At 38.1% G+C, this 24,884-nt stretch carries 31 protein-coding genes, 1 pseudogene and 1 riboswitch; of the genes and pseudogenes, 5 read left to right on the top strand and 27 right to left on the bottom strand.

The genetic code is table 11. The annotated features are described in order from the left end of the window. Positions 1–44: 44 nt before the first annotated feature. The 10 genes and pseudogenes from CKV70_RS14580 to CKV70_RS00655 all read right to left on the bottom strand — a co-directional run bounded on the left by CKV70_RS14580 (position 45) and on the right by CKV70_RS00655 (position 7,385). Positions 45–395: pseudogene (locus CKV70_RS14580) on the bottom strand (dihydroorotate dehydrogenase (quinone)). Then, positions 395–832: a hypothetical protein gene (locus tag CKV70_RS00695; protein ID WP_014600386.1), complete on the bottom strand. Its 438-nt coding sequence runs from the start codon at positions 830–832 to the stop codon at positions 395–397. Before CKV70_RS00695 ends, CKV70_RS14580 begins: the two are co-directional and overlap by 1 nt. Before the next feature lie 11 nt (positions 833–843). After that, positions 844–2,151: a T7SS effector LXG polymorphic toxin gene (locus CKV70_RS00690; protein WP_025283106.1), complete on the bottom strand. Its 1,308-nt coding sequence runs from the start codon at positions 2,149–2,151 to the stop codon at positions 844–846. After that, a complete protein-coding gene (locus CKV70_RS00685; RefSeq protein ID WP_014600384.1) occupies positions 2,148–2,516 on the bottom strand; it encodes a hypothetical protein in 369 nt (122 codons plus the stop codon). Before CKV70_RS00685 ends, CKV70_RS00690 begins: the two co-directional genes overlap by 4 nt. Beyond that, positions 2,517–2,801, bottom strand: coding sequence for a DUF3130 domain-containing protein (locus CKV70_RS00680; protein ID WP_014600383.1), 285 nt, complete (start codon positions 2,799–2,801; stop codon positions 2,517–2,519). A 200-nt stretch (positions 2,802–3,001) separates the two neighbouring features. Then, entirely contained in the window at positions 3,002–3,895 is an 894-nt protein-coding gene (locus CKV70_RS00675; protein WP_003724035.1) for an ABC transporter permease, read from the bottom strand. A 10-nt stretch (positions 3,896–3,905) separates the two neighbouring features. Continuing rightward, a complete protein-coding gene (locus CKV70_RS00670) occupies positions 3,906–4,856 on the bottom strand; it encodes an ABC transporter permease (protein ID WP_014600382.1) in 951 nt (316 codons plus the stop codon). Between the two features lie 101 nt (positions 4,857–4,957). Next, a complete protein-coding gene (locus tag CKV70_RS00665) occupies positions 4,958–6,532 on the bottom strand; it encodes an ABC transporter substrate-binding protein (RefSeq protein WP_003732232.1) in 1,575 nt (524 codons plus the stop codon). 86 nt (positions 6,533–6,618) lie between these two features. Next, positions 6,619–6,721: riboswitch (SAM riboswitch) on the bottom strand. A gap of 140 nt (positions 6,722–6,861) precedes the next feature. Further along, a complete protein-coding gene (locus tag CKV70_RS00660) occupies positions 6,862–7,140 on the bottom strand; it encodes a GNAT family N-acetyltransferase (protein ID WP_014600381.1) in 279 nt (92 codons plus the stop codon). A gap of 11 nt (positions 7,141–7,151) precedes the next feature. Next, positions 7,152–7,385: a (4Fe-4S)-binding protein gene (locus CKV70_RS00655; protein WP_008946537.1), complete on the bottom strand. Its 234-nt coding sequence runs from the start codon at positions 7,383–7,385 to the stop codon at positions 7,152–7,154. Positions 7,386–7,563: 178 nt separating this feature from the next. On the opposite strand from CKV70_RS00655, the gene CKV70_RS00650 reads away from it, so the two are divergent. After that, positions 7,564–9,072, top strand: a complete 1,509-nt coding sequence (locus tag CKV70_RS00650; RefSeq protein WP_003721759.1) for an IMP dehydrogenase — start codon at positions 7,564–7,566, stop codon at positions 9,070–9,072. A 69-nt stretch (positions 9,073–9,141) separates the two neighbouring features. Here CKV70_RS00650 and CKV70_RS00645 read toward each other — a convergent pair whose 3' ends face one another. Then, positions 9,142–9,891: an EAL domain-containing protein gene (locus CKV70_RS00645; protein ID WP_014600380.1), complete on the bottom strand. Its 750-nt coding sequence runs from the start codon at positions 9,889–9,891 to the stop codon at positions 9,142–9,144. 187 nt (positions 9,892–10,078) lie between these two features. Between CKV70_RS00645 and CKV70_RS00640 the strand changes: the two genes are divergently transcribed. Continuing rightward, on the top strand, positions 10,079–12,433 hold the full coding sequence (locus CKV70_RS00640; protein WP_014930794.1) for a bifunctional metallophosphatase/5'-nucleotidase: 2,355 nt from the start codon (positions 10,079–10,081) through the stop codon (positions 12,431–12,433). Between the two features lie 38 nt (positions 12,434–12,471). On the opposite strand, the gene CKV70_RS00635 is transcribed toward CKV70_RS00640, so the two are convergent. From CKV70_RS00635 to lmaD, 15 genes are all read right to left on the bottom strand, one after another. Continuing rightward, positions 12,472–13,200, bottom strand: a complete 729-nt coding sequence (locus CKV70_RS00635; protein ID WP_010989349.1) for an N-acetylmuramoyl-L-alanine amidase — start codon at positions 13,198–13,200, stop codon at positions 12,472–12,474. Next, a complete protein-coding gene (locus CKV70_RS00630; protein WP_003721755.1) occupies positions 13,181–13,603 on the bottom strand; it encodes a phage holin family protein in 423 nt (140 codons plus the stop codon). The genes CKV70_RS00635 and CKV70_RS00630 overlap by 20 nt, the downstream gene beginning before the upstream one ends. A gap of 18 nt (positions 13,604–13,621) precedes the next feature. Further along, entirely contained in the window at positions 13,622–14,158 is a 537-nt protein-coding gene (locus CKV70_RS00625; RefSeq protein ID WP_003732226.1) for a hypothetical protein, read from the bottom strand. Then, positions 14,155–14,634, bottom strand: a complete 480-nt coding sequence (locus CKV70_RS00620; RefSeq protein WP_009931691.1) for a hypothetical protein — start codon at positions 14,632–14,634, stop codon at positions 14,155–14,157. The genes CKV70_RS00625 and CKV70_RS00620 overlap by 4 nt, the downstream gene beginning before the upstream one ends. A 14-nt stretch (positions 14,635–14,648) precedes the next feature. After that, on the bottom strand, positions 14,649–15,224 hold the full coding sequence (locus CKV70_RS00615) for a hypothetical protein (protein WP_009931689.1): 576 nt from the start codon (positions 15,222–15,224) through the stop codon (positions 14,649–14,651). Between the two features lie 14 nt (positions 15,225–15,238). Further along, positions 15,239–15,538, bottom strand: a complete 300-nt coding sequence (locus CKV70_RS00610) for a hypothetical protein (protein ID WP_003721751.1) — start codon at positions 15,536–15,538, stop codon at positions 15,239–15,241. Continuing rightward, complete coding sequence (locus CKV70_RS00605) at positions 15,528–16,664, bottom strand: phage tail protein (RefSeq protein WP_014600378.1); 1,137 nt, start codon at positions 16,662–16,664, stop codon at positions 15,528–15,530. The genes CKV70_RS00610 and CKV70_RS00605 overlap by 11 nt, the downstream gene beginning before the upstream one ends. Before the next feature lie 9 nt (positions 16,665–16,673). Next, positions 16,674–17,492, bottom strand: a complete 819-nt coding sequence (locus CKV70_RS00600; protein WP_003721748.1) for a phage tail family protein — start codon at positions 17,490–17,492, stop codon at positions 16,674–16,676. Next, on the bottom strand, positions 17,489–19,357 hold the full coding sequence (locus CKV70_RS00595; protein WP_014600377.1) for a phage tail protein: 1,869 nt from the start codon (positions 19,355–19,357) through the stop codon (positions 17,489–17,491). Before CKV70_RS00595 ends, CKV70_RS00600 begins: the two co-directional genes overlap by 4 nt. Next, positions 19,344–19,748 (bottom strand): hypothetical protein, encoded by a 405-nt coding sequence (locus tag CKV70_RS00590; RefSeq protein WP_009911444.1) that lies wholly within the window; start codon positions 19,746–19,748, stop codon positions 19,344–19,346. Before CKV70_RS00590 ends, CKV70_RS00595 begins: the two co-directional genes overlap by 14 nt. Before the next feature lie 41 nt (positions 19,749–19,789). Further along, entirely contained in the window at positions 19,790–20,092 is a 303-nt protein-coding gene (locus CKV70_RS00585) for a hypothetical protein (protein WP_003721745.1), read from the bottom strand. Positions 20,093–20,139: 47 nt separating this feature from the next. Further along, on the bottom strand, positions 20,140–20,652 hold the full coding sequence (gene lmaA / locus CKV70_RS00580; RefSeq protein WP_003721744.1) for a protein LmaA: 513 nt from the start codon (positions 20,650–20,652) through the stop codon (positions 20,140–20,142). Between the two features lie 12 nt (positions 20,653–20,664). Beyond that, on the bottom strand, positions 20,665–21,054 hold the full coding sequence (gene lmaB / locus CKV70_RS00575) for a protein LmaB (protein ID WP_014600375.1): 390 nt from the start codon (positions 21,052–21,054) through the stop codon (positions 20,665–20,667). Positions 21,055–21,331: 277 nt separating this feature from the next. After that, the gene (lmaC, locus tag CKV70_RS00570) at positions 21,332–21,748 is read right to left on the bottom strand and encodes a protein LmaC (protein WP_003732220.1); all 417 of its coding nucleotides are present in this window, start codon (positions 21,746–21,748) and stop codon (positions 21,332–21,334) included. An 11-nt stretch (positions 21,749–21,759) separates the two neighbouring features. Next, on the bottom strand, positions 21,760–22,188 hold the full coding sequence (gene lmaD / locus CKV70_RS00565) for a protein LmaD (protein ID WP_003732219.1): 429 nt from the start codon (positions 22,186–22,188) through the stop codon (positions 21,760–21,762). Between the two features lie 216 nt (positions 22,189–22,404). On the opposite strand from lmaD, the gene CKV70_RS00560 reads away from it, so the two are divergent. From CKV70_RS00560 to CKV70_RS00550, 3 genes are all read left to right on the top strand, one after another. Continuing rightward, positions 22,405–22,740 (top strand): helix-turn-helix transcriptional regulator, encoded by a 336-nt coding sequence (locus tag CKV70_RS00560; RefSeq protein ID WP_003721740.1) that lies wholly within the window; start codon positions 22,405–22,407, stop codon positions 22,738–22,740. A gap of 5 nt (positions 22,741–22,745) precedes the next feature. Next, on the top strand, positions 22,746–23,198 hold the full coding sequence (locus CKV70_RS00555) for an ImmA/IrrE family metallo-endopeptidase (RefSeq protein ID WP_003721739.1): 453 nt from the start codon (positions 22,746–22,748) through the stop codon (positions 23,196–23,198). 218 nt (positions 23,199–23,416) lie between these two features. After that, complete coding sequence (locus tag CKV70_RS00550; RefSeq protein ID WP_003732218.1) at positions 23,417–24,112, top strand: Crp/Fnr family transcriptional regulator; 696 nt, start codon at positions 23,417–23,419, stop codon at positions 24,110–24,112. Here the strand turns inward: CKV70_RS00550 and CKV70_RS00545 are convergent. Further along, complete coding sequence (locus CKV70_RS00545) at positions 24,082–24,789, bottom strand: EAL domain-containing protein (protein ID WP_003724943.1); 708 nt, start codon at positions 24,787–24,789, stop codon at positions 24,082–24,084. The two genes, CKV70_RS00550 and CKV70_RS00545, sit on opposite strands and share 31 nt — an antisense overlap. Positions 24,790–24,884 lie beyond the last annotated feature (95 nt).

Raw genomic sequence — 24,884 nt, 5'->3', positions numbered from 1 at the left:
AACAAAGGGAACCTTTATATATTCTAAAGGTTCCCTTTGTTTTATTAAGAATACTCTATAAAAATTTCGCCATCTAAGTTATCTTTTAATAACTTAATTAGTTTCATCATAATCTTTTGTGTCACGTTGTCCAATAATTTTATATCAATTGTTTCGAATTGTTCCAAGGCTTTTTTGTTGTCTGGAATCACCCAAGGGCTTTCATCATACCAACCTTCATATAAATGATAATAATATGCTAAGGAAGCTCATCTACCATCAACTGGACTAAATTCATTCATAATATTATCAAAGTAGCCTTCCCACATTTCTATACCTGTTTTTTCACCATTTATATAAGTATAAAAGTCAATTTCTGGATACCCTTCGAAACCTGTATAATAATTTTTCAACATCAAGTTATTTCCGCTTTAATTGCAATTAATTCTGTATCATTAACATAAAAAGTAAGTTTTTCAGAAATAATTTCTTTATCGTATTTATATATATTACTAAAATATAGTATAAAATAATCACCATGGTTAAAAACTCTTACTTTTGGAATAAAAGCTTCGTTCTCAATAATATCAGTATCAATCATCGGAAATCCATTTTGTACTACAGTATTTTTTTCTTCCCATAAGGTGATTAAATTATCTGTTTGTGCGGGAAAAATGCACTCTATCTCCCCGATTACCCCTTCATCATTCAACCACATCATAACGTTACTTCCTAATCTGTAGGTGTAGAAATTGTCATTCATTTTTTCAGTTACAATATCAAAATTTTTAATTTCATCTATAAAATAAACTTCACTTTTTATTGTTTGTGGTAATATTTTTTTTATTTTCAAAATTATACTCCTTACTGTTTAAATTTTTGAGGCCATATTCCAACAACTGTATTTGTTTCAGGGTTAACAAATACAGAAGTTCCAGTTTTTTCATTTACATATTTTACGCTTCCAGGTTCTGATGGCACTGGTTTATTACTTAGTGCTTCAATGATATCATCAGGCATAATATCTTTTCTACCAGATTTGAAAAGTGAATTATAAGCATGTTGATTGAACTTTGTTCCATTAGGGAAACCGTTTTTTAAAACTTCATCAAATTGAGTTCTTCTTAATGCTCTTAGATAAGGTTTACCATTAGCACTATATATTACTTTTTGAGTGCCGTTTTTGTTTCTAATTTCCCATAAATCGTGATTAGAAATACTGATTTTCTTTCCTCTGTATCTACCAGCAGTATATGTAAATGCTAGTCCACTCAGAATAGATATAACGTGTACGCTACTTATATCTACTCCAGTAATAGGATCTTTTTTGTTTTTCAGTGATTCTAGTACTGCCTTTAATTGTTCCGCATCTTGTTCTGGGGCATTCCCATCATGTGGTAATTCTCCGTTAAGCACGGCGGCATTGTAAGCGTTCGTTGCTTCTACATCTACTATACCATTTTTCATTAACACCCACATTTGACCGCGGTACGTTTTTTGATATTCGTCAAAATTGAATGTTTTTGCGTTGTCGTTTAATGCTTTTCCTGAGGCGTTTTGCATCCGGGTTACGGTGGTGAAATTCAGCTTGCTCATATCATAGGTGCCCGTTTTACTGTTAAATTGAATGTTCGACTGGAGTTCGCGTATAGTTTGCTGAATTCCTCGGACTAAATCCGTTAAATTATCAAAAAAGCCGCCATGACTCTGTTCAAAAGCCAAGTATTTTTCTAAAATATTTTCCTGTTTGTAGGCAATACTCAGCTGGGAGCGATAACTTTGCATTTGCCCCTCCGTTCCAGTATTCATCCGCTGGGCTAGTGCTTCTTTTTTAGCTTCGATGCGATCAATCATTTTCCCGAGTTCGTATAAGCCGTCCGCATCAATTCTCGCATCAGCCGAACCATCCACTTGGGCGTGAAAATCAGCTATATATTGCGCTAATCTTTCTTCGCTTTCGTTCATGGCTTCGATTATCGCATCACACAAAGGAAAATAGGTCATTTGGTAATAATTTTTTGACGCGTCAATCGCTTTTCCCTTTAAACTGCCATCTTCGGTATAGTTTTTCACAGCATTTTTGATATCTTTGATGCTTTTTCTTCCAGCTTCATTGGCTGTATGTAGTTGGTACGCAAAGGTTTGTATTTCTCCGATATCAATTCGGCTCACTGTGACAACTCCTTTCGCAGACCTTGTTGTTGATTTTCTAATTGGTAAATACTTTTTCGGCAGTCGGTGATTTTTTGTTGGCATTCCTCTTGGTTCGCTTGGATTTTTTTATGCCACACCTGTTTTTCTTCTTCCTGTAAATCTGCCAAATAGTAGCCGAAACTTCTCGATTCTGCGCCTTGCCAGACTTCGCGCAAAAATTCGAGCGACTCCCGTTCTTCTTGGTTAACACGCGCAACATCTTCCGCTAACCACTCTTGTTCATTTTGTTGTCGTTGTAAATCTTGCAAAAAATCTTCGGCCGCGGCTTGTTCTTTTTTCAGCAGTTGCAGTTGTGCCTCCACTTGCTGGCTCTTTGCATCCATTTATTTACCCCCCAATCCCATGCTCCGTTCAAGCTCTTGGTCTTTACGAGTATATGATGCGCCTAATTCTTTCAATCTTTTGGCATCCGTTCCTACCACATTTTGAAAATTGTCCACCGCGTCTACCAAATCAAACAGTGCTGTTCGAAAATGGTTGATGGAATTGGCTCGACTATAGGCCATATTGCCACCTTTCATCGGTAAATATTCAGCTGATTTCCCTTTAGATTCTAGTTTTGTCGCGTGTTTTTTTAATGTTGCTTCTTTAACTTTTATTTCACTCATTTCTGCGCCTCATCTCTGTCTATAATAATGAAACCTTATCCTTTAATTATAGCACCGGGCGCGCTCTCCTTTTGTGAGCGTTTTGTGAATTTATCCTTTGAAAATTGGCTGAAACACGTTTTTTACGCTTCTATTTTAAGTACATTTTCTTTAAAAAACAAAAAAACACTTTGACTTAAAAAATCAAAGTGTTTTCAAAATTAGTATCTACGTGACAAGCCTTTTCTCAGCACATCGCCAAGAACGTTAAATGAAAGAATCGTCATTAAAATTAATAATCCTGGGAAAAGCGCTAAATAAGTTGCTTCGCCGACGTAACCTTGCGCATTGTTCAGCATGCTGCCCCACGAAGCGTTAGGTTGTTGAACGCCGAGGCCAAGGAAACTTAGTGCCGACTCGGTTAAAATGGCTGTAGCGACGTTTAATGAAGCTGCAACAACAATCGATGGCATCGCGTTTGGAATAATGTGCTTGAACATAATGTGGAAAAATCCGCCGCCCGAAGACTTAGAATACAAAATGAATTCACGTTCTTTTAGCGTCAGGGTTTCTGCCCGGACTATCCGCGCCACTTCCATCCAAGAAAGCAATCCGATAATGATAATAATATTTGAAATTCCCGGTTTTAGGTAGGCATTTAAAATCATTAGTAGGAAAAATGACGGAATCGACATGAAAATATCGAGAAAACGCATCACCATATTGTCAATGAAGCCACCAAAGTAGCCACTAACTGTCCCAGCGAGCGTTCCAACGACAACGGCAATCATCATCGCAAACACACCGACAAGTAGCGAAACCCGGCCACCGTACAAGACACGCGTCAAGTAATCCCGACCATGGTCATCCGTCCCAAACCAGTGCGACGAATTTGGCGGCATCAGTTTGTCCTGAACGGAAAGAGCATTAGGGTCATAAGGCGAAAGGAACGCAAAAATACAAGCCACCGTAATAAGTATCAGCACACTCGTCGCAAAAACAGCGCGGCGGTCAGCAAGCATAAAGCGCCAAAAACTCCGCTCTCGTGTTGCGTGAACGACTTCTGCATCCCGCTCGAAATCTTGCATTGTTTTTTTCGAAAAATCTAATCGCATCATGAATTCCTCACCCCATTTCCCTAATCCGCGGATCGACAATCATATAAGCTAAATCGGCCAGCAAGTTTCCGATAATTAATAACAGCGCTGAAAATAGCGTAATCGCCATAATAACCGGATAATCTAGTTGGAAAATCGCGTTGATTCCAAGCGATCCCATTCCCGGCCATGAAAAAATACTTTCGGTAATAAAAGCGCCTGTAATGACTTGCGGAAGTGACATTCCAAGTAGCGTTATAACTGGCAGCAAGGAATTTTTCAAGACATGATGCCCCATAATTTGCACTTTGGATAGACCTTTCGCATAACCAAATAAAACATATTCTTCTTTTAATTGATTGATTGTATTCGAGCGGACGTAACGATAATATGCCGCACATCCTTGGAAAGTCAGCGTTATAACTGGTAAAATCGCATGCTCCGCCATATCCCAAAAAGAGTCGACCCCAATCGTTCGCATCCCTAGACTTGGAAGCCAACCTAGCTGAATCGAAAATACATCTATTAAAATCATCCCAAACCAAAAAATTGGAATCGAAATCCCAATATATGAAATCCCGTTTAATATTTTATCAATCCACGTGTTTTCATAATTTGCTGCAACCAAACCAAGTGGAATCGATAATAATAGCGTCAGAACGAGCGAAGTTCCCACCAAACCAAGTGTCGCCGGAATTCTCTCTAAAATTTGTTGCAAAACTGGCTGACTATTCACAATCGAATAACCAAGATTTCCCTGCAACAAATTTCCAAGCCAAATAAAATATTGTACATAAATTGGTTGATCCAGCCCTAAACTTTGTCTAATCCGCTCCACATCGTCAGGATTCATATCAGGTGTAACAAAAGAATTCACGGGATCCCCGGGCGCTAATTTTATAAGTGCAAACGAAATAATCGAGATAATAAATAGCATCGGAATAATTTGCAATACGCGTTTTATGATTGTTTTTAGCATAATTTATCTCCTATCTAAAACACTAAAAATGACAAGTAAAAATCTGAACCTGCCAAATACAAGCATGGCAGGCCAGATTTTTTACGAATGATTTTTAATTATTATTCCGTTAAATATAGTTTAGAAAGATCACGGAACATTGTTACTGGTTGTGGTGTTGCAGCTTTTTGTCCACCATAACGGCTATCAAGAGCTAGCACTGCATTATCATAAGAAATTGGATAAATTACAGCGTCATCAGCAATTGTGTTTTGGATTTTTTCATAGATTTCTTGACGTTCTTTGTCGTCAGCTGTTACAGCACCTTTTTCCCAAAGTGCGTCTAGGTCTTTGTTGTGGTAGTTCGAGTAATTGTATGGCGCATCGCTTAGATATAGGGATTTATATGCATCAGGGTCGTTCCCCATGATATAACCATTAAGAGCGATGGAGTAATCTGCGTTTTTACGGTCAAGTGTAATGTTGCTAAGTGCATTTGGATCAGTTGGTTTCAAATCAAGTGTCACGCCGATTTCTTTGTATTGTTGTTGCAAGTAAAGCGCGATACTTTCTTGTGATTTACTGTTGTTTAAATAGTAAACAGTTAGTTTTTGACTTGTATCAAAACCACTTTCTTTTACTAATTTTTTCGCTTTGGCAATGTCTTGATCGTATGTTTCTACTTTATCCGTGAAATATTTCGTGTTTTCTGTTAGGAACGAGGAAGCTGGTTTTGCGTATTCATCTGAACCGTAAGCCGCATCAATGATTTCTTCACGATCAAGCGCATAAGAAAGGGCTTGGCGAAGTTCTTTTGATTTAAGTGCTGGTTGGTTTTCGTTGAATGTCGCATAGCTTAAGCGATTTTCTGGGTAAGTGATAATGTTTACCGCGCTCGCTTTCTCTACTTTGTTTCTATCAGAAGGTTGAATGGATTTTAAGTTGATTTCACCATTTTGCAGGGCTAAATTAGCTGCGTTTTGGTCTTTTGTGATTCGGAAAGTAACTTTATCCAATTTTGGTTTGCCGTCAAAGTAGTCGTTGAATCTTTCTAAGGAAACGTATTCGCCTGTTTTGTATTCAACAAATTTGTACGGACCTGAGCCGATTGGATTTTTGTTTTTATCACTTTTCTCGATGTTTTCTACCCCTTCAAAAATATGTTTTGGAATTGGGAAGAAAGTTTTAATTGTATTTTCAAAGGCTGGAGCAACAGTCGGTAATGTAAATTTAACCGTTGTGTCGTCTACTGCTTCTACTTTTACAGGTTTATTGTCAAAAACAAAGTTGCCGCGGTTCGGACTGTTTTGTTTTGTATCTAAAATAGAATTTACAGTAAATACTACATCATCTGCAGTTAAAGGTTTACCGTCGTGCCAAGTTAAACCATCTTTTAGTTTCACAGTGTAAGTTAAGTTGTCATCTGAAATATCTAAGCTTTTTGCAAGTGCCGGTTTCCCGTCAACTTCCCAAAATAGCGGTGCGTATACAGCTTGTTGAATCGTTAATGTTACACGGTCAGAAGCGTAGTTCGGATTGATAACTTCTGGATCTCCAGTAACACCGATAATTAGAGAGCCGCCGTCTTTCGCTTTGCCGGAACCGTTTGCTTTGTCTGAACTAGCGCCAGAGCCTCCGCAAGCCGTTAACACCAAGGCAAAAACCGAGATAACCGCTACTAATAAAAATTTCTTCATCTAACAAAAACTCCCCTCTTTAAGCGCTAAAAAATAACGCTTCCTCTGTTTTTTGGTCAGAATCGAAGCGCCTCATTAAAAGCTACTACTTATCTGCCAGAATATTACTTCTGATCGGAATTAGCATAGAACTTGCGCTCCGCTGCTGGGCTTCACTGGGCCGATTCCCTCCACCACTCTTGATAAGAAAACGTAATACTATTATTCCTATAAGTTTACTGTGAATTAAAGATACACTGAAACAAAGCAGATGTCAAGAAGAGAAAACTGAAATCCCAAAAATTATTTTATAAAAAAATAGACCGGGCAGAAAACCCAGTCTACGCTTATTATTTAGATACTTCTACTTCTTGATATTCCGGCTTCTTAGAAAACTCAGCTTTTGCAAATGGACAAAGCGGAACAATTTTCTTCCCTTCTGATTTTGCTTTTTCAACCGCACGTTTCACGAGTTCTTGGGCTATTCCTTGACCACGAGCCGCATCATCCACGCCAGTATGGTCAATAATAAACATATCTTCCCCAGTTGGCACAAAAGTCACTTCGCCAACCTCTACGCCTTCATCATTTACAGCATAAATTCTATTTTCACCATTTTTATATTCCATTTAATCTCCTCCTATTTCTCTATATATTGAAGCGCTCCACTTGGGCAAGTATGAATCACCCGTTTTGCCTCTTCTTTCGATACATTATCTGGCATAATCCACGGTTTTCGTTCCAAATTAAAAAGTTCTGCGTTACCTTTTACACAATTACCCGAATGCTCGCAAACATTTGTATTAAAATAAATATCTATATCCGCCCCGCGATACTTACGGTAGCCTCGCTCAAGCAGCGTTTCCTCGTCCATCTGATTACCTCCTTCGCCAAAGTTTCTCTACCTTCCATCTATTCCACTCATCAACCAAAAGAAAACGTCCAGAAACATTCCTAAAAAAGCTCCCCCAATCATTGACTTTCCTGCCAGTTATTGAAATAATAAAGATATTTTATAAATTCATTTAAAAATAGAAGAAGGAGTGGAAATAATGGCATTTTATTTTGAAGAACCGTCCCGCACATTTAGTGAATTTTTACTTGTTCCAGGCTATTCATCCGCTGAATGTGTTCCAACAAACGTTAGCTTAAAAACACCAATCGTAAAATTTAAAAAGGGTGAAGAATCTGCAATCACAATGAATATTCCGCTTGTTTCCGCAATTATGCAAGCTGTTTCTGATGATAATATGGGGATCGCTCTTGCTACAGAAGGTGGCGTATCTTTCATTTTCGGCTCCCAGTCCATCGAAAGTGAAGCGGCAATGGTTTCCCGCGTGAAAAATCATAAAGCTGGTTTCGTTATTAGCGATTCCAACATCAGCCCAGACAAAACCCTTCAAGACATTCTTGATTTAAAAGAAAAAACTGGTCATTCCACAGTTGCAGTTACAGAAGACGGCACAGCGCACGGTAAATTACTAGGAATCGTGACAAGTCGCGACTACCGCGTAACGCGCATGAGCCCTGATGAAAAAGTAGCAGATTTCATGACTCCTTTCGAAAAATTAGTTACTGCCAACAAATCGACCACTTTAAAAGAAGCTAACAACATTATTTGGGACAACAAATTAAATGCCTTACCACTTGTAGACGACAATAAAAACTTAGTCCACATGGTATTCCGCAAAGACTATGACTCCAATAAAGAAAACAAATTAGAACTACTTGATTCCTCCAAACGTTACGTTGTTGGAGCTGGTATTAATACGCGCGACTACGAAGAACGTGTTCCCGCTCTAGTTGAAGCTGGCGCAGATATTCTTTGTATCGATTCCTCTGAGGGTTACTCCGAATGGCAAAAACGCACACTTGACTATGTTCGCGGTAAATACGGCGATACGGTCAAAGTTGGCGCAGGGAATGTTGTTGACCGCGATGGTTTCCGTTATCTTGCAGAAGCTGGCGCAGATTTCGTTAAAGTTGGCGTTGGTGGTGGTTCCATTTGTATCACGCGTGAACAAAAAGGTATCGGCCGCGGGCAAGCAACTGCGCTAATTGATGTGGCTAAAGCTCGCGATGAATATTTTGAAGAAACTGGTGTATATATTCCGATTTGTTCTGATGGTGGAATTGTTTATGACTACCACATGACGCTAGCTCTAGCAATGGGTGCGGACTTCATCATGCTTGGCCGTTACTTCTCCCGTTTTGACGAAAGCCCTACTAACAAAGTGAATTTAAATGGTACGTATATGAAAGAATATTGGGGCGAAGGAGCTAACCGCGCGCGCAACTGGCAACGTTATGACCTTGGAGGCGACAAGAAATTATCTTTTGAAGAAGGCGTAGATTCTTATGTTCCTTACGCTGGATCTTTGAAAGACAATGTTGCAATCAGCCTTAGCAAAGTCCGCTCTACAATGTGTAACTGCGGCGCGCTCAATATCCCTGAATTACAACAAAAAGCAAAAATCACCCTTGTTTCGTCCACTTCTATCGTAGAAGGCGGCGCGCATGATGTGGTTGTAAAAGATGCTTCAAATAATTTAATCAAATAAAATAAAATTGGTTGGTGTGAATTTGGTAAATTACCATTCTCACACCAACCAATTTTTTATTTATAAATCTCACACAAAGGAATATTTTTCTTTAATATCTTCCATCGGTAGTGGTCGACTAAAATAATAACCTTGGAAATAGTCTACTTTCATTTCCCGTAATTTTTCCACTTGTTCAATATCTTCAACACCTTCTGTAACCACTTTCCCGCCTAAATCGTGGCACAAATTAACAATTGCTCGAATAATAATTTGTTGTTTTCGATCTGTTTTTAAAAGCGCGATAAATGACATATCTGTTTTCACAATATCAATCGGTAAGCTACGCAAATACGCAAGCGAGCTATAACCTTTTCCAAAATCATCCATACTCACTTTGACACCAAGGTCTTTTATTTTTCGTAAGTTTTTATCCGCGATAGCAAGTTCCGTTATTTCCCCCCGTTCGATAATTTCTATTTCTAAGCATTCCGGATACTTTAAATGTTCTTTCACATAATCATGTAAAAAAGTCATATACGTACTGCTCGCTACATAATGTGCCGGAATATTAATCGAAATTGAAAAACGTCCTCCTAGCTGATTAATCTGTTTTATCGCTGTTTCAGCAACAAAATCTTGCATTTCCCGCGTTGCATTTAAAAGGACAATATCATCAAAGAAATCAATTGGAGTCAAAATGGTTGTTGCCGTTTTTAATCGAATCAAACCTTCAAAACCAATAATTTTATTCGTTTTCGCATCTACTTTTGGTTGATAATATAGCAAATAACTATTTCTCCTAATTGCATCCCATATTTCCGTACTTGAGATATCCATCTTACCCCTCCTTTTTCTCTAGTTTACCCTTTTTTCCATCGAAATGAAAATATAGCCAAATTTTATCATTACATTTACACAAAATCCATATTTCCTATTGCTAGGGTGATTCCTCTTTGCTACAATTATAGCTAGGCACCTATGAGTTAGCGCTTACAAAATTGCCACTGGCGAAAAAAGGGAGAGTGTGAAAGTGAACAAATTTTTCAAGAAAACTACACATGTTTTACTCGTAGCAGGGCTCACAATCGGACTTACAGCACCATTCACCGGGACAACAGCACAAGCAGCAGCGGATACAGTTCCCATTCAGATTTTGGGAATAAATGATTTCCACGGAGCGCTTGAAACAGCCTCTAAAGATGCATCAGGCTCACCAATTGGCGGAGCAGATTACTTAGCTACCAATTTGGATAATGCCACTAACTCATTTTTACAGGCAAATCCTGGGGCGACAACTGACAATGCTATCCGTGTTCAAGCGGGCGACATGGTCGGCGCAAGTCCAGCAGTATCAGGTTTACTTCAAGACGAGCCAACGATGAAAGTTCTCCAAAAAATGAATTTCGAAGTCGGCACATTAGGTAACCATGAATTTGATGAAGGATTACCTGAATACAAACGAATTTTGGACGGAGTTTCTACAAACAAATTCGGACCAATCGTAGAAGCTTATCCACGCGTTAAAAGTGACATGAAAATCGTCGCAGCTAACGTAGTCAACAAAGGAACAAACACAGTCGCAGAAGGCTTTTTACCATACTATGTAAAAGAAATTGATGGCGTCAAAGTTGGCTTCATCGGTATCGTTACAACAGAAATTCCTAACTTAGTTCTTGCGAATCATATTAAAGACTACGATTTCCTTGACGAAGCAGAAACAATCGTCAAATACTCTGCTGAACTTAGAGGCCAAGGCGTTAACGCAATCGTTGTTTTATCTCACGTTCCCGCACTTTCCACTGGAAATCCAAATACTGGAACAAAACAAGATGTAGCTGGCGAAGCTGCCAATATGATGACAAAAGCAAACGAATTAGACCCAAATAACTCGGTCGATTTAGTCCTTGCTGGTCACAATCACCAATACACAAACGGATTAGTTGGCAAAACTCGTATCGTCCAAAGTTACAACAATGGTAAAGCTTTTTCAGACGTAACTGGCGAACTTGATAAAACAACTGGCGATTTCGTTTCACCACCTGACGCTAAAATTACATACAACACGAGAAGCGTCACACCAAATGCCGATATTACAGCAGTAACTGAAGATGCGAAAAGCCGCATTGAAGGGGTTATCAACGAAACTATCGGACTAGCGAATAAAGACGTTATTTCTCGTGACACCAATCCAGATAACAAAGCAATTGATGATAAAGAATCAGAGCTTGGTAATATGATTACGGATGCGCAACGTTACATGGCAAATAAAGCCGGCGCCGATGTCGACTTTGCTATGACTAACAACGGCGGAATTCGTTCTGACCTTACTACTCGTCTTGCAAATGGCCAAAACGAAATCACATGGGGCGCGGCTCAAGCTGTTCAACCATTTGGTAACATTCTTCAAGTAGTCGAAATGACTGGTGCTGATATTTTGGAAGCTCTAAACCAACAATATTTAAGCAACCAAACTTATTTCCTACAAATTTCTGGCCTAAAATACACTTTCACAGATACAGATGATCTAGACCATGCTTACAAAGTTGCGAGCGTTACAACAGAAGACGGAACTACTTTAAAAGCTGACCAAAAATACAAAGTCGTAATCAATGACTTCCTATTTGGCGGCGGCGACGGATTCTCAGCCTTCAAAAAAGCAAATCTAGTAACTGCAATCGACCCAGATACTGAAACATTCATCAACTACATCAAAGACCAAAAAGCTGCTGGAAAAGTCATTACAGCTCAAAAAGAAGGACGTAAAGTCTACAAATCCCAAGCTGAAATCGACAAAGAAACCAAAGATGCAGCTATCAAAGCCATCAAAGAAGCAACAAAAATCAACAAACTAGCCGAAAAAGACAAAACTCTAACTGGAACTACTTTACCAGGAGCTACAGTTTCCGTTCAAAAGGCAACTGCTAACGCAAGAATGGCGCTTGCTGCCGGACCTAACGCAACAGCTGACGCAAATGGCAAGTTTTCCGTAGATGTAACATCTTTAAACCTTAAAAAAGGCGACCAAATCACAACAACTATCACTGACCCGAACGGATACAGCACCACTTTCCAAGCAACGGTTCAAGCTGCGGCAACGACTCCTCCAGATAATGGAAACGGCGGCACGGACAATGGTAATGGAAACGGAAATAACGGAGGAACGGATGGTAATGGTGGAACAAACAACGGTAACGGATCCGGCACAAACGGCGGAACTACTACTACCGAAGATCCTACAACTACGACATCAAACACATCAACAACAGGAACTTCTTCCAATACTTCCTTACCAACAACTGGTGATACAGCTGGATTGGCAACTGTATTTGGTGTTATTTTAACAACTACTGCGCTTTATGTTTTGCGGAAGAGAAGTTAATTGAGAAAAAGGAGCAGCCAAATTGGCCGCTCCTTTTTTTATCTTTTTCCTGTATTAACTTCTGTTTTTAAAACCCAGCTTCCTGGAACACCCTTTGTAGTAGTTAAATTAAGCGTTTTTTCTGTTTCTTTATAAACAAAAACCTTTGTTCCTGCTTCTAAATATCCTTTAATATTTGTGCCTGATATAGCATCGTCACTTGTCAAATATTTGCCTGCCCTATATTTTGTTACCATAGCCCCAAAAATCTCTTGTACTGCTGATACAATTCCTAAACAATAATCAGTTTGATAAGCTTTCTTCTCAAGAATTAATGCATCAGTGCTATCGCAAAATCCAGCTTCAAGTAAGATAGCATCCATTGCTGTTTCTCTTAATACAGCGAAATTAGCTTTCTTCATTCCACGATCATTCATTCCGTGTTTAGTAACTTTAGTAATAATATTTTTATGAATTATTTTCTGTATTTCTACCGTTGCAGCCGGGACGGATGTGTAAATATAATCTTCATATCCTTTACCGCCACCAGCATTAAAATGAAGCGAAATAAATAAATCAGCTTTAAAACTATTCGCCTTCTTCGCACGATCACTTAATTCATAGAATGTATCATTTGTTCTTGTCATTCCCACTTCAAAACCGGCTTTAACTAACTCTGTTTGAAGTTGTTTTGCTACAGTTAGTACCCAATTTTTTTCAACAAGTCCATTACCACTCGCACCTGAATCCTTACCACCGTGTCCAGCGTCAATCCATATCTTTGTCATGTTTTTCCTCATCCTCTCCTGACTTTGCATCGAAAATCAAAATTAAATTTTTCAATACTTCCGGGACCTTCATTCCCATTCGAACGAAATTTTCCAAGATAGAAATCAGCTCATTCGCTAAATAGAAAAAGATAACCGCATCCCGCGTTGTATTATGCGTTCCCAGAATCAAATCTATTTGATGCGCAATAGCCACTAAAATTAAGATAGCGATTTTTTTCGCGATTCCTTTGAAACCCATTTTGCTGCTAAGTTCCCCAAGATACCCTGAAGCGAGTAGCCCAGAAATATAGTCAGCTACAATAAAGCACACCAGCACTTTTACCAATAAATCCACTTCCCCAAACAAGTATCCAAATATCGCGCCAAAACCTAAAATCCCGAATTTTAGTATGACTTCCATGGAAAACCTCCTTTTTAGTTACATAATTGTTACTTGGCGCAGAGCCCAAGCCGCATAATTCGAATTATCAAAATGTCCAGATAACCCAGTTGTTGAAACATACAGATATTTTCGATCTCCATAAGTCGTTGATGGCATTTGAACTAAAATACCTTTTCCTGCAAGCTCAACTAATTGTGCCTTAGATAAGAATACAGAATGATAATAATAATCTTGCGGTGTATTATTTGCCGCATCATAGCGACTAAATAACAAAGTCATCCCAAATTTCAGTTTAGAAGCGTCCCATTTAAATGATTGGCCAGCTCCCATAAGGTTAGCGCCTTTAAAAATCACCGTTCCTTCACCTATCGTATCCACATAATCTTTAGCACTATTTAAGGCTGTGTTTGCTTTTTGCTCTGCACCCGCCGTACTTTCCTTTTGATCCCAAATTGTTTTCTCTTCCTCTGAAACCGACACAAGTCCTTTAACAGCCTCTGCATGTGTTTCTGGATAGAATTGTTCTAGAGTTCCATGTTCATTCTTCTCTGACATTTTTACAATTTTAGTCATTCTATAACCTCCTTAATAGTTTCCAGCGCGATTACTTGTATCGCATCTAATTTTTCTTTGTCGTCGATTGATAAAAAACCGCTTTCTGTAGTAGTTGCTTCTGCATGCGTGTGGTTTATCTCTGCTGCATCTAAGTCCGATGCGAATAAATCAACAATCCCTGTTTTACCATTTATGCTTGTCACGCCAGCTTCCGGTGAAACTAATTGATCAATCTTTTGTTTATCAAAAGAACTCATAAAGCCATCCGTAGTGTATGTTGCGACTTCATGGGTGTGGCTTTTTTTTGCAGCGTGAACGTCTTCAGCATCCAGTAACACGCGACCTGCCTTACCATTCACACTGACCACACCCGTCGGAAGCTGACCTGACACATATTCTGTCAACCCGACAATCCCCGCAACATGCGTCTCTGGATAAAATTGTTCTTTTGAATTATCTTCTTTTGTCTGTAGCATTCGCTTTATTTCAGTCATCGCTCACTCCTCCTTTATGCACCAACTGGCTCCATTTGGTAGCGTTCATTCGTTCCAATTTTCGCAAAGACTAGGCTCGTTAAATTGTCTGAGAAGCTTGTCTCACCTGTTTTTTCAAGAACAATATCTGCTTCTTCATCGAGGCTTGATATATTTAAAAAACATACGGTTTGCGCTTCTGAGATTTTTTTACTTGTTAGCAGCCCAATATCTTGTTTTTCCATACTTATGATAGTACTCGCATCAAATTGAATCGTGCTCTTTTTGCTAAAGTTAAGCTGTTCTTGGTTTAAACGTTCTCTTAGCACAGGATATCGTGCACCAAACGCATCTGATCTCGCATCAACCACTTCACTTAGCTGCTCTGTCCCGCTAATCAGCTCATTAACCCTTGCATTTACTGCTTTATCCACGGTATCAATTTTGTTATTTAAGGTAGCATCCGCTTTATTTACATAGACATAAATCGCGCTTAAACCTGTTGAAATAAAATCGGACCAATCCATCAATTTTTGCCAGTTGTCATTTGTTTTATTTCTAAATTCTCGACCTTGAAGAAGCATTTCCCATTTCCATAAATCCAACTTCATACGCAACCTCCTTCCTATTCCACTTTTGTTGCCTTTAGTTCACCAGCATTTGTGACAGTTATTTTGAAATTAGAACCATTTTCAGAAACCAAAATTGCGTCCTGTTTTTTATTCCAATTGGCAATATCGATTGCAGTCACATTGTTTTTTTCTGCATTAGCTTCGATTCCATTTAATTTCGTTTTGTCGCTGGCGGGCATTAATCCAGATGTAGTAGTTGTAGCCGAGTCTAAACCTTCCACGGCCGTTACATGTGTCTTCGGATAGAAAACTGTATCATCTACATTTTTTAACACTCTAATTTCAGTCGCCATCTACCACACCTACTACTTCCGTTAAAATTCGTGAATCATAAGCATTCATTGCGATGCTCGAAAACGAATTAATTTTATTTGTATCTACGCTCGCTTTTTTCACTTGATTAGCAATTTGCGTTTGAATTCGGACCATATCCCGTCGCGAATTACTGAAGCCAATTTCTTGAAACTTCTTACTCCAAGGATGACTCGATTTAATTTTCGTTACTTTTACTTCTGTTTCAAACCCCATCGGTTCATGAATGAAATACCAAACATCCCGCTCTGAAACAGGTTCTTTTCCTTTGTAAGCGATAGTAAGCGCCGTCTCCGGAACATCTAGAATTTGCTTCTTTGCAAAAATTAATAAGTCATCATTGTTCGTGATTTTGTCATCACTTTTAGCATTTGCCATTCGTTTCCCGTAAATAGCCTCATTTGGCGAAGTATACGTGACAACCGCCATGTACTTATTATCTCCAGTCAGCTTATCGGCATTCTCTTTTTGCTTGCCGTAACATTTTATCTCCGTCTTCAAATTGTCTGTGTTCGTATCCACCGAAACTTCTTCTGTATTATATAAATAACGAAATTGCTTCTCTGTCCTTACATACCAACTTTTTTCATCGTAAAAATAAAGCTTTTTATTATCTGCAAATAAAATTGCTCCGAATTCTTCCAAACATAAATTCACTAGCTCTAAGCCATTTTTATTTCCTAAGTCCTCTAATTCAACTAAAGGAAAACTCCCTTGAATTTCATAAGAAAATCCTAGTACATTATCTTGTAACGCAAATTCCAATACCGTTTGAATCGAATATTTTTTTCGTCCAGATTTCACGTTATACTGCACATGATCTTGCACTGTATAACAAATATGCTGGGCCGTAATCTGCTTTGAAATTGTTCCTCCAATAGATTTTGGCGTACATTTTTTAATAACAAATTGCTGCCCTTGATATGTTAAAATTGCTTCATTTCCTACCAAGTCAAAAATTGCTGCATTCTGTTTCGTTTTGTTCACAGTAAACGAAATAGCACGACTTGTATTTTTTTCATAATCGTAGGAAAAGGAGCCGTAATCAATGTCTGTTAGAATCTCTTCCACTTCTTTGTCCATACTTTGAATAATCACATAATCCATATCTATCACCTACCGATAAATGAACGGAAAATTAAAAGCAATCGTTACATCCGTTACACCTTTGATTTCAAAATCGTTCCAGCCTTTTTCAAGGGTGATAATCCCATGATTGGTATCTTTTCCAACACGGCGGTTATTAACAAGTGGATAAATATTGTTTAACAGTAAAACATCTGTTTTTTGTAGCTCTTTCCGATACTCGAAGGATTCTCCCGTTGTAAGATTATGAATCGTTGGTGTCCCATTCGCCGTCATAGCAATATCCAATTCATGTCGCATCAGTGGATTAACACGGTCGCTCCCCGCATTATAGACCCGAAATGTATTTTCTCTAAAAACATAAAATAAATCATCACGGTTCGATAAATTCATTCCCATCTGCCATAAATCCACTTCAAAAGTCATTGGGTCAAGGCTCGTGCCACGTGACTCCGCATAGCCTTTAAATACATCAAATTCTATAGTGAGTAAACCAACACGATCCGATTCTCGACTAAAATCAACTGGTTTAGGATGCACCTCATACCGAATTCCTGGCATTTGATCGCTCCAAATATAATAACTATCCCGTTGAAATAAAAATTCATAAATTTCTCTGACTGCCAAATGATAATCTGGAATATCAAGTGCTTGCAAATTACATTTTGCTGAAAAGATAAACGGTTTAAATTGGGTCATTCCCGGGATAACCCCATCAGTCCCAGCTATTTCAGCAGTTTCCATGCTTAACTGGGGACTTTGTCTCGAAACTTCTTGTACAGAAAGACCTGGAAATGTCTCACTAAGCGAATGCACTTTTCCATTTAATTCTAAAAACAAGTCACTCATGAATAAGCTGCACCTCCCATTGTATAGTTGTACTGATCAAATGAGTTAGCTTGATTACGGCTAACTACCTCAGCTACCACTTTGTCATCCATTTTGATTACAGGATTTTTTTGTAGTAAGCGCTCGAGAAGATTTTCAACTCTAGCCAAATCAGCGCCTTGACTCGTGTAAAGCATTGATTTATTTCCGCGCGCACTTTCTCTTGCGTATTTCATCGTTGCATCGTGCGGAATTACTTGAGAACCAGACGGTAAAACAACCATTTCACCTCGGCCGCCTTCATTCATTCGAGCAAAGCCACCTTGGAAATTTGTTGTTCCGGAAATTAATTGCGGTATTTTGCCGATTTCAACTCCTGGAATCTTATTAATTAAACCAATGGCTCCATTAATCCCTCGAATTACCACGTTTACAAAACCTTTGACATTGTCTACCACTGTTTGAATTGCACTTGAAACACCATCGAAAATATTTCCCACAAAATCAGTTAAACCACCCCAAGCACTTTTGATTCCGTCAAAAACACCTGTAATAATGCGCTTCACTCCGTTAAACACTGATGAAACTGTAGTAGAAATACCTGTGATGACTGCTTTGATTCCGTCAATAATTCCGGAAATAGTCGACATAATGGAATTCCAAATTTTGGATGCAACAGTAAATACCATTTGGAAAGCTGCACCAATAATTGTCACGATAGTCGTAAAGATATTGGTAATAAAGGCAATAATTGGTTGCACAATCCCGATAACCGCCGTAATAACACTCGCAATAAAGCTAATAATTTTCCCAATAACACTAGCAATCGTCGTCGCAATAATAACGACGTAACTAATAATCGTTGTGATAATCGAAACAATAACGCCAATAATCGTCATAACAATCGGCATAATTTTACTTATATAAGAAATAATCGTTACAACAATTTGTACAACCACCGTCGCGATTTGCATAATTATCGGAATTAAAAATTGAATAACACTCATAATGCCTTGGATCACTGTCATAATGCTTGGTAATAACGCTGAAACAAGCGACATAACAACTTGAACAATCTGCATAATAACAGGCATAAGCATAGAAATCAGCATATTAATAAATGGCATTAATTGAGCTAACAACTGGGCAAAAAAGCTAATAAACTGCATAACCATCGGCATTAACGCGGCACCAATTTGCATAACCGCAGTAACAATTTGCATAATAATCGGCATTAAACTAGCGACAAGTTGCCCGAACAACTGCGCAACCTGCGTTACGACTGACATCACGGTATTTCGGAACGATTCATTCGTCGTCATCAAGTACGTAAAAGCAGCAACTAGCGCAACAATCCCGATAATTACTAACCCCATTGGAGAAGTCAGTTTACCCATAATTCCACCAACGCCGCCAATAGAAGACATCAAACCGCCTAAATGATTCTTCAATTCCATAAATCCACTAGCTAGATTTGTAATTCCTTGAACGCCGCCAGATACTCCACCAAGCATCGTACTCATGCCACCAATTCCAGTCGCCAAGCTTGAAAATAACGTACCATTTTGCACACTTGAACCTAGATTTTTAAACGCATCCGTGATTCCACCAACAGAACCAACCGCAGTACCGAATCCGGATGTAATCGCCTCACTACTAGAACCCAGCTGTCCAAACGCCGAACTAATCGTGCCAAGCCCAGACTGCAGCCCACCTAAAGATTCGGAAATTTTCGAACCTGGATCAGCATTTCCAACATCTTCAATAGTCATTTTGAGCTCTGAAAACCGCCGCTCTACAACCATCGCCATCTCATCTAGCCTGCCAACTTGCGCTGTTAAAACGCTCTCGTTCAGTTCAAATGTAATACTTTTAGACTCCGCCATTCATTTTCCCCCTTTCTTCTTTATTTTTAGGTCTTCGCAACCCATTTGCACCATAAATCCGATCAATCCACGCTTTACCTTCCTTCGCTTCATTATCGGAAATTGCTTGAAGTGCATTTACTGTATAATTAACATCGGCTTTCTTCTGACGTTTTTTATGCAAGTCGATAAAACGTGAATTTCGTTTTCGATTGAGATTTTGTTCCGCATTTAAAACTGCATTTCGAAGCATAGTAGATTCAAAAATCACCTTGTTTTCCCATTCTTTCATGATGAAATTTTTCTCCACTTCAGTAAGTTCTTCAAAATCATGCTTGGACATTTGAAAATTGACTACAAAAAAAGCGAACTGTTTTTCCAAATCAAAATCATGGTTCATTTCACTATCCACTTCTTCGTCCTCAGCACCAAAATACTCAAATTCAATCTGTTTTAACGGAACAAAAAACCCATATCCTCTTGCAATTTCTCAATAACAGCTACATTAAGGGAAATTAAGCCTTGTTCTTCTACTAATTTATCGAAAATCTCCAAGGCTTCTTTTTGTTTTACAGGTACTAAGCCTTTTTCTTCCACAAGTCCTGAAACAAATAGCGTTTCAATCACTTGATAGCTCAAAATCCCTTTATTCGCAGTCAAAGCTGCAACTAAACTAATCCCTGATGTTAATTCCACCGTTTTAACTTTTTGTTTATTAAATCGTAAAATATAAGTTGTATCATTCACTTCAAACATTTATTTTCCTCCTAAGAGAAAGCCACTTATTTCAGTGGCTTTCTATTTTATTCTGCTGGTGCTACAGGTGTTTCGCCGGGCATTTGGTCGCCGCCCTCAGTAATCGTTAAATCAACAAGCGCGCCCATTCCGTCTAGTTTTACAGAGTAAGTCATCGCTTCATCAAAAGGCGCTTCAAAACTATAGTCAGCTACAATTGCCAAACCACCGAAAAGACCTTTTTTAGATGCTTGATTAATGATTTTCACGCAAACTGGGCTATCACTTTCGAAATATTTCGCCAATTCTTTGTGAGACTCTGCATCAGCGACATATAACCCGTCATTTTCAATTGACCATTCTTTCATACCGCCAATTTTGGATTTCCATCCGCCCACTGTATCTTTGGATGTAATTTCAATACTATCTTTAGAACGGTTTACAGTCAGACCTTGTTGGCCCGCAACAGCCAATAGTTTATCCCCCGCTGCGTTAAAAACTGCTAAAATTACATCTTTCCCCGCGACCGCTTTAGCAGCTCCCGGTGTATAATCACAATATAAATTCTCTTCAAATGCCATTAATATTTCCCCCTAAATTTTTACTTTTAACTCACGACAAATACTTACTTCAAAACTGGTTTTTGCGTGAATTAACGTATTTTCTTTGACTAAATTTTGTTTTCCACAATGTCGAACTGCGACTAATTTGTATCCCTCGGGCAAAATGAAACCCATTTGGATAAGCGTATCAATCTTCTCGACCCCCGCTAAGTCCTGTTCATTTGTATAATGATGTATAGCAAAACGGTATTTTTCTTTCCAGGCAGTTTGGCTTTCTTCTTCCTCTTGATCAATCATCTCGATCATCGTTGTAGGCATTTCCACTTGGTTACGCATTACAATAGAAACATCTAGTCCGCCTTTTTCCTGGAGCATTGTTCTCACTGCTTCCAAAACTCTCATGAAGCTCAAACTCTTCACCAAGCGTTCACTCCTTTAAAACAGAAAGCAAAGTTCGGTCAAGACCACATTTAATAATTTATTCCTCCGAACTTTACTTTCCAAAATAGAATATTTGTTTATCTCAACGGATTTAAATCCAATCATAAAAACAAATTTCTTGTAAAACATCATGTATTATCAGAAAATCGGTGCACCTTCATTCTGATGCAGCTTTTATTGTCATCCGCTTACTGGACAATTAGCTTACTTCTATATTAATAGGAAAATGATGTTTCAAAATATCACGAAAGTATCATCATTTCCTTACTAAAATTCCCATTAGCGTTGCAAGTTCTAGCACTGCCCGTTTTTTTATCCGTTTAAACTGGGCAATTTCATACGGTAAATCCATCATTACCGCCACATCTTGTTTTCGTTCCACGTAACATTCCATCAAAATAGTTCGATATAAATCATCCATCTGATTCAACATTTCAGTATATTTCTCTACCAACCATCGCGCTTCCAAAATGACCTCTTTATTATGTCTAGCAGAAAATGCTACCGGCTCAAACTGCGGCTCTTCCAGAAAACCATTTCTAAGTAAATGTGGCTTTTTTGATAACCCCGTAATCATCCGAAATCTCTCGAAATCCGCAAAAAATCGTTTTACTTCATGGACCGTTTTTATATAATTGATATCCTTATTTTCTGGTAAAACTAAAACCTGCATTTTATCACTCCTTAATTATTGGCTTCATTAATCACAAAAGCCTCATACTGACATTCAATCGCCGAAGCAGGTAAAGCGCCAATTTCTTCTTTTGTTTTATCTAAATGAAAAGCTAATACATCAATCATTTCCTGCTGAACCGGTTGCGACTTTTTTCTATTTAAACCTTTTTTTCGTTTCCATTCTGCAAGTGACGATCTCGATACTCCAATTATCCTACTAATTTGCACATCTGATTTGGTTCTTTTGTATTCTCGGTACTCACTAGGTGTTAAAATAAGCAACTTTTGCTCCGCCGTTAGAAGTCCTTTTTCCCTATCCCCAAGTGCTTCAAAAAACTCCAACTCTTCTATCAAACGCTTTCGAATAAATCGATTTTCTTCTTGTTCTAGTTGAAAAATTAGTTGGATTTGCTTTTCTTTTAAAAGTTTTCTATCCATCCATTCCCACTTCCATCTCATAAATTAATATAGTAGTTTTGTCACCGATTCGGTGCTATCGGTGCAAAATCAGCCGCATTTATTTTCTAGCTCTACAAATATTATAGCACCATTTTGGTTACTGGTAAACTTTATCCGACAAATATGTTCGAAAAAGTTCCGTTTTGGTGCTAAAAGTGCTATACTGAAGCCATAAACATATGGAGGACAATTATTATGGAGCTAAATAAATTTGTAGGAAATAAAATAAAACAATATCGCGAGGAACGAGGCTTAAATCAAGAAGCATTAGCAGAAAAGCTTCATACAACTCGCCAAACTATTAGCCGTTATGAAAATGGTGATCGAAAAGCAAATCAAGATGTTTTATTTGAACTTGCAAAAATCTTCAACAAACGATTAGATGACTTTTTTCCTGAAAGAAATTTACCCCCTGTTGATGAACGCTTGGTAACAATTGCAGCCCATATTGATGATGACGTAACCGAGGAAGAAATGCGGGATATTTTAGCTTATATAGAGATGAAGAAAAAACTCCATCGCGGGATGTGATTTTATTGTACGAAAAATTGGTAAATAAATACCAAGATGAGGTAACAATCAGAGAAGAGAAAATGCCTTACAAACTTCCGGGACTTTATTTAAATGGGATGATTTTTATTAGTAAGGATCAATCTTCCATTGAAAAAGGCTGTGTTTTAGTAGAAGAATTGATGCATTACAAATACACTGTAGGTAATATCACCAAACAGGAAACAATCATGGATAAAAAACAAGAAATTTTCGCTCGTCGCAAAGGTTATGAGGAACTAATACCGCTTGATGACATCATTGCTTGTTTTTATCTAGGCTTACGAGAATATTTTGAAGTAGCGGAGTTTTTAGAGGTAACAGAAGAATTTTTGCGCCATACAGTTTCTCATTACGCGGAAAAATATGGTCCAATGTATGATTATGGTGGATATTTCATTAATTTTGGCAATTCCATTGATGTTTACAAGAAGTTTTGAAAGACTCTCCTATCTACGGAGGGTCTTTTTTTGGTTGGATATCTCTCCAGGGAAGAAAAAGTAAGTTTTTATTGATAAAATCACTAAAATTGTTGCTAAAAAGTGACTTTTTCATGTCTAAATTGTGAACACGATTTTTATTCGGTATCTTTTTGACACAAATAGCAGTACAGTAATATGGTAAATACCAATTTTACCTTAGTATAGGAGTTTTGATAATGCTTCACACGATAGATTTTTCAGATATTTTTTCTAGTGATTATTCAAGTAAAATTTCTTTTAAAAAAGGAGAAATTATTCATTCATATAGAGATTACGAAGAAAAGGCGCCGCAAATAGGTGCTATTTTAGAGGGAACGGCTGTTTTAGAAGGTCCTACAAATGAAGGCCGCTGGATGATAAATGCGTTGATTGGTCAACACGCGCTTTTTGGAATGGAAAGTTTACTCGAAACAAAAACAGCGCCCGAACTTACTGAATACCGTGTTCGCGCATTAGAAAACGGTACCGTTCTATTTATTGACCGCGAGTTTCTTCTCAATTATTTATATGCAAATCCACAATTTTTCCATCTTATACTTGATGAAGTTATTGTTAGATATTTATTTACATCAAAAAATTACAAGAATATTAATCAAGCACCCATAGTCAAAGTAACGCGTATTTTGGTGGAAATTATTGAGCTACTTCATTTGCATCAAACAGAAGGCTCAATTGAGCTTCCAGTCTATGTCACGCAAACGTTCTTAGCTGATTATTGTCGTTCGAGTCGAGCTAGAGTAACTGAAGTGTTAGAAGAATTACGGGAAAGCGGACTACTGCTTTCCAAAAAGCCCATCACCATTAGCTCGCACGAGAATCTACTCGATCAAGTAGATAGTTTTCAAACCGGAAACGGCTTATTAACCAGATAACCTTGAAAAATCGAGACGCCATGACTTTCTAGTAGAGTCATGGTTTCTTTCGTTTCAATTCCCTCAACAACAAAATCGAGCTTATTCTTCTGAGCAAAATTTGCCCAAGCCTTAATAAATAATAGTAAATCTTCTAATGGTATATTTTTGAAATGAATGAGGGAGAATTTAATCTCTATTATGTAAGGCAGGTAGCTCATCACTCGCTCTAGGCTGTTCAATCCGCAACTAACATCGTCTATGGCGATATGGTAGCCGAGACCGTGAATCACTTTAATTTTATTTAGAATAAATGCGTTTTTATCGTTCGCATTAAGGTGGCGTTTATGACCGGGTACATCGAAAATATCTTCGGTCATTTCTACAGTTATACGATGGCTCTCGCTTTTTAATTTGTCTAGCCAGTGGAGTGTTTCTATGTAAAAAAGCTGTTGTGGCGCAATATTTATGGCAAATCGATCATTTGGATATTTCTTTAAAACGTCTAAGAAAGCCTCGCTAAACCACTCGGAAAAAGCTAAGTACAGTTCTTCGTCCGCGAGCACAGCTTCTAATTCTGATAGAGGAAATCTAGGAACTGCACTATCATCACGTAAAAGTATTTCATATTCGACAATATTTCCCTGAAGAACATCTAATTTTGGTTGAATAAAAAGCTGAAATTTCATGAGTCCCATCATCCCTTCTCATTTCTCCTCTCTATTCTAATACATTTTTAGTACTAATCGCAAAATTTAGTCCAAAAATAAACAGGCATTTCGAAAAATGCCTG

Source organism: Listeria monocytogenes, from assembly GCF_900187225.1.
Lineage (GTDB): Bacteria > Bacillota > Bacilli > Lactobacillales > Listeriaceae > Listeria > Listeria monocytogenes.
The sequence above is the reverse complement of the archived record's forward strand: the minus strand, read 5'-3'. Positions and strand labels throughout refer to the sequence as shown.